The organism is Nocardia sp. NPDC060220, from assembly GCF_042727815.1.
Classification (GTDB): Bacteria; Actinomycetota; Actinomycetes; order Mycobacteriales; family Mycobacteriaceae; genus Nocardia.
Genome location: NZ_JBHWZY010000489.1, coordinates 1 through 5,265 on the forward strand (window position 1 = coordinate 1; position 5,265 = coordinate 5,265).

General features: G+C 69.4%; 4 protein-coding genes. All 4 read left to right on the forward strand.

The genetic code is table 11. The annotated features are described in order from the left end of the window. The coding region (locus ACFWF3_RS23240; RefSeq protein WP_379315249.1) for a putative bifunctional diguanylate cyclase/phosphodiesterase at positions 1 to 1,326 on the forward strand (1,326 nt) is incomplete at its 5' end. Between the two features lie 88 nt (positions 1,327 to 1,414). After that, entirely contained in the window at positions 1,415 to 2,776 is a 1,362-nt protein-coding gene (locus ACFWF3_RS23245; protein ID WP_379315250.1) for an MFS transporter, read from the forward strand. Positions 2,777 to 2,877: 101 nt separating this feature from the next. Then, positions 2,878 to 3,783, forward strand: a complete 906-nt coding sequence (locus tag ACFWF3_RS23250) for a DMT family transporter (protein WP_379315251.1) — start codon at positions 2,878 to 2,880, stop codon at positions 3,781 to 3,783. Between the two features lie 127 nt (positions 3,784 to 3,910). Further along, positions 3,911 to 5,265, forward strand: a 1,355-nt coding sequence (locus ACFWF3_RS23255) for a serine/threonine-protein kinase (RefSeq protein ID WP_379315252.1), incomplete at its 3' end; no start/stop codon positions are given.

Here is a 5,265-nt window from a genome sequence, read left to right on the forward strand (position 1 = left end):
GTCGGCATCCTCACCAGGATGGCGTCGGAAGCCGATATCGACGTGCTCACCGGCCTGCTCAACCGGCGCGGTTTCGAGAAGCAGCTCAACCCGGCGATCGACGCGGCCGGTCGCGGCGGTCAGGGCATGGCCCTGGTGCTGGTCGACCTCGACCGATTCCAGAAGATCAACGATCACCTCGGCCACCGCGCGGGCGACGCCGTCCTGCAGCGGGTCGCCGATACCTGGCTCGACCTGCTCGCACCCGGTCAGGTGCTGGCCCGCTTCGGCGGCGACGTGTTCGCGCTGCTGTTGCCCGGGACCACCGAGCAGGCCGCGATCCTGCTCACCGAACAACTGCGGGCCGCGGTGACCATGGGCTGCTCGGCCGGTGTCACCTCCTGGCAGCCGGGCGAGTCCGGTTCGCTGCTGGTCAGCCGTGCCGACGTGGGCCTGTACCGGGCCAAGCAGGCGGGCCGCAACCGCACGGTGCTGGAATCGTCGCGTCAGCTCCCACTGGCGGTGGAACTGCGCGAGGCCATCGACCGCGGTGCGCTCGACGTGCACTACCAGCCGATCGTCAGCCTCACCGAGGACGGCGGCCAGGCGGTCGGCGTCGAGGCGCTGCTGCGCTGGTCGTCGAGCGCGCAGCCCGAGGTCACCACCGAGGGCCTGATCCGTGTCGCCGAGGAATACGACCTCATCTCCGACCTGGACGAGCTGGTCCTGCGCCGCGCCTGCGCCGACGCCGCCCGCCTGCAGGAGAGCTTCGCGTCGCTGAACCTCACCCTCAACGTGAACGTCTCCGGCCTCGAACTGGCCGAGACCGAATACGCCGAGCGGGTCGCGACCATCCTGTCCGATACCGGCTGGCCCGCCGACCAGCTCGTCCTCGAGGTGACCGAGAGCGAACTCGCCGCCGAATCCCAGACCGCGATCACCAACCTGCACACCCTGCGCGACCGTGGCGTGCGCATCGCCATCGACGATTTCGGCACCGGTTACTCCTCGCTGAGCCGCCTGGCCACCATCCCCAGCGACATCCTCAAGGTCGACCAGTCCTTCGTCGCCGCCATCCGCTCCGATTCCCCCGCCCCTCCGTTGCTCAGCGTCATCGCCGCGCTGAGCAAATCGCTCGACCTGCAGGTCATCGCCGAGGGCGTGGAGACCGAATACCAGGCCGCCGTCCTCACCGAACTCGGCTTCGCCCTGGCCCAGGGCTACCACTACAGCGACTCGCACCCGGTCTCGGAGCTCATCAACGATCTCAACGACGGCCGTCCGCTGGTGAGCGCCACCGACGAGGACGATTCCCTTGCCGCCAACGGCTGGATCCCGCTCGGATAATCGCTTGACCCGGCCGGTCGCGGCGCGAACGATAGAACCCATGCGGATGCTCGTCTACGGCTGTTGATCTTTCCCGCTCCGGCACGCGGTGGCCTGGTTGAGGCGTGAGCCGACCGGCGTCGGCGACCTCACGGTGCGCGCGGTCCTGTTCAAGGGCACCCGCGACCTGCTACCGATCTATGCCCTCTACGGCGTTCTCTTCGCCGATCACGGGCTGAGTACCGCGCAGATCTCGCTGCTGTTGGCGATCTGGTCGGTGACGGCGTTCCTGCTCGAGGTGCCATCCGGCGCGTGGGCCGACACGGTGCCGCGTCGTCGCCTGCTCGTCCTGAGCTGTGTGTTGCAGGCCGCGTGTTTCACCCTCTGGATGCTGGTGCCGTCGTTCGCCGGCTTCGCGCTCGGCTTCCTCGTCTGGGGGATCGCGAGCGCACTGGAATCGGGAACCTTCGAGGCGCTGATCTACGACGATCTGGTCGCGCGCGGTGCACCGTCCACCTACCCGCGAATCATGGGGTGGACGCGCGGTGCGCAGGAGAGCACCGTGCTCGTGGCGATCATCGCCGCCGCTCCACTCTTCGCCATCGGCGGCTATGCGCTGGTCGGCTGGGTCAGCGTCGGTGTCGGCCTCCTGCACACGCTGACCGCGCTGGCTCTGCCCAGCGCGCCCGTCGCCATCTCCGCCACCGCTGTCGACGATCTCGAGGACGAGCCCGCACCCGGACCGGTGGGCCCGCACGTCAAACCGGGAGCGGTGGCGCCACAGTCGAGTTCGCCCGGTTCCACCTCGTCGCGCTATCTCGCCATGCTCAAAACGGGTCTCGCCGAAGCACTGCACGTCCGCCGGGTGCGTCGAGGCGTGCTGCTCGGCGCGCTGCTGTACGGCGTCACCGCCTTCGATGAGTACTTCGGCTTGCTCGCGGTGTCCGGCGGCGCGTCGACCAGTACGTCGGCGCTGCTGGTCGGCGTCACCGTCGCGGGTTCGCTGATCGGTTCGCTGCTGGCGGGCCGCACCGAGGTCGTGTCGTCTCGCACGTTGGCCATCGCGCTGTTCGTCGCCGGAATCCTGTTCATCGCGGGCGCGTTGGCGGTCGGGGTGGCGGCAGGCCCCGCACTGGTCTGGGTGGGATTCGTCGGCATCGGCATCGCCTACGGCATCGACTTCAACGCCGAGGTCATCGCGGGCGCGCGGCTTCAGGATGCGATCGAGGGCCCGGCCAGGGCCACCGTCACCTCGGTGTCCGGGCTGCTCTCCGAGATCGTCGCGCTGGGTGTGTTCGCGTTCGTCGCGGCCGCGACGCAGTGGCTCGCGATGTCGACGACTATCGCGCTGCTCGGATCGGTGTTGCTGGTCGCCGCCGCGTTGACGCCGACCTGGCTGCCGCCGCGTCACGGCACCGAGCGTGGTAGGACTGAGAACGCAACCCCTGAGCAAGGGGGAGACTCCGGGTAGCACCCACCTCGCACCAAGGACGCCCATACGTGACGCCGACCGCCAACCGTCGAGGTCCCGGACGAGCGAGCTTCGCTGGGAGGCGCAAGACCGCTGGGCTCGTGTTCGGGTTCGCTATCGGGGCGGGAGTCGCGGTACAGGGGCGGATCAACGGTGCGCTGGGTGCGCGGCTGGCCGACGGGATCGCGGCGGCCACCATCAGCTTCGGCACCGGGCTCGTCGCTCTGCTGATCGCCTTCGCTGTCAGCCCGGCGCTGCGCGCGGGCGTCACCAAGGTGCGTGTGGCGGTATCGGAGGGCAGGTTGGCGCCCTGGCAGTTGCTCGGCGGATTGTGCGGCGCGTTCTTCGTAGCGGCACAGGGACTCACCATCGCGGCGATCGGCGTCACCGCATTCACTGTCGCGGTGGTCGCGGGCCAGCTCCTGAGCAGCCTCGTGGTCGACCGGCTCGGCCTCGCCCCGAACGGCCGAACCCCGATCACCGCGTGGCGCCTCGTCGCGGCCGCCCTCGGTATCACCGGGGTCGTGCTCTCGGCAGGCGGCAGTTCCGCCCCGGCCACCGTCACCACCGGCGTCCCGGATATCCCAGCCCTGCTCATCGTCCTGCCCGCCCTCGCGGGCATCGGTCTGGCCTGGCAACAGGCGGTCAACGGCCGGGTCGGCGCCACCGGCGGCCCCTTCACCGCCACCCTGCTCAACTTCGGCGTGGGCCTGACCGCGCTGCTCCTGCTCGACCTGTACACCCTGGCCACCACGGGCCTGCCCACCGAATTCCCCACCGATCTCTGGCTCTACACCGGCGGCTTGATCGGCGTCGCGTTCATCGCCCTGGCCGCCGTGACGGTCGGCCTGATCGGCGTCCTGCTGCTCGGCCTCACCTCGGTGGCCGGCCAGCTGGTCGCGGCGATGGTGCTCGACGCCGCCGACGCGAGACTGTCGCTCACCACCGTTGTGAGCTGTGCGATCGTGCTGGCGGCGGTGGTGGTGGCGAGCCGGAGCAGTCGCTGACCCAGACGCCGAAATGCTAGGTTTCAGGCGACTGCGGCTGGGATCTCGGCCGTTTCGCCGGGTGCGGCGGAGAGCGAGTTGGGGGAGTACCGAATTGATCGAGGCGCTGTCGACGAGTGACTCGCCGATGATCGGACGCTATCGGGTGCGCGGTGTGCTCGGTGCGGGCGGAATGGGCCGGGTCGTCCTGGCGACGGGCCCCGACGGGCGCTTCGTCGCGATCAAGCAGATTCATTCGCATCTGCTCGACGATCGTGAGTTCCGGGCGCGGTTCGAGCGTGAAGTCGCCATCTCCGCCCGGGTGTCGGGGGCATTCACGGCGGCGGTGGTCGATTTCGAGACCACCGGCGAAACACCGTGGCTCGCTTCGGTCTTCATCGCAGGGGTGGGGCTGGACAAAGCGGTGCGCGAGCTGGGCCCACTGCCGGTCCCCGCGTTGCGCACCCTGGCTTCCGGCATGGCCTCCGCGCTGCACTCGATCCACAGCACCGGCCTGGTGCATCGAGATCTCAAACCCGCCAACGTGATTCTGGCCGCCGACGGACCGCGCGTGATCGACTTCGGCATCGCGCAGGCGGTCGGCACCGGCGCCGCGCTCACCGAAGTGGGTGCCGTGGTCGGCTCGCCCGCGTACATGTCACCGGAACAGGCGAACAGCGAACCGATCACCTCCGCGAGCGATGTCTTCTCCCTCGGCTCGCTGCTGTGCATGGCCGCGACGGGAACGGCACCGTTCGCGGCGTCCTCCGCTCCCTACACACTGTTCAACATCGTCCACAGCGAGCCGCAACTCGACGATGTCCCCGCGCCGCTGCGCGATCTGATCGCGGGTTGTCTGCGCAAGGACCCGAGGGCCAGACCGACACCCGCTCAGATCCTGGACTACCTGGGGGTCCTGCCCGTTCAGGCGCACCCGTGGCCCGCGCCTGTCCATGCCGAAATCGCCGCCCAGACACAGAAACTGGTCGCGCTGACCTCGGACCCCGAAGCGACGCAGATCATTCCGGCGTACACGCCGACCGCACCGCCACCCGTCCCGGTGCCTGCCGAGAAGCGCCGGACCGCACTTCGGCTGGGAATTGTCGCGGCGACCGCGGTGGTGATCGCAGGAGCGATCACAGCGGTTGTCCTGCGCGGCAACGGGTCCGAGACAACGCCTCAGGACACGCCACAGGCGATACCGACCGCGACTCTTCCCGGCCTGGACAAGCTGCGTGGCACCGATGCGTGCACCTGGGTGCCGCAGGCACTCGGAAAGACCCTGCCCACCGAGGTCGCCGCGAAGGCCTCGCCGGATGTCTCGTCCTGGCGCTGGCAGGCGACGTCGAGTTGGGGATGTGACGGCACCTCTGGTGGCGCGCGCATGGCCGTCGAGATCGGTGCCGCGCTGAACGGATTCGAATCCGGCAAGCAGGTGGTCAACGGTTACGCGATTGCCCGCCGCGGCGACGACTGCGCGTTCGCGATCGAGGGTGGCGAGCA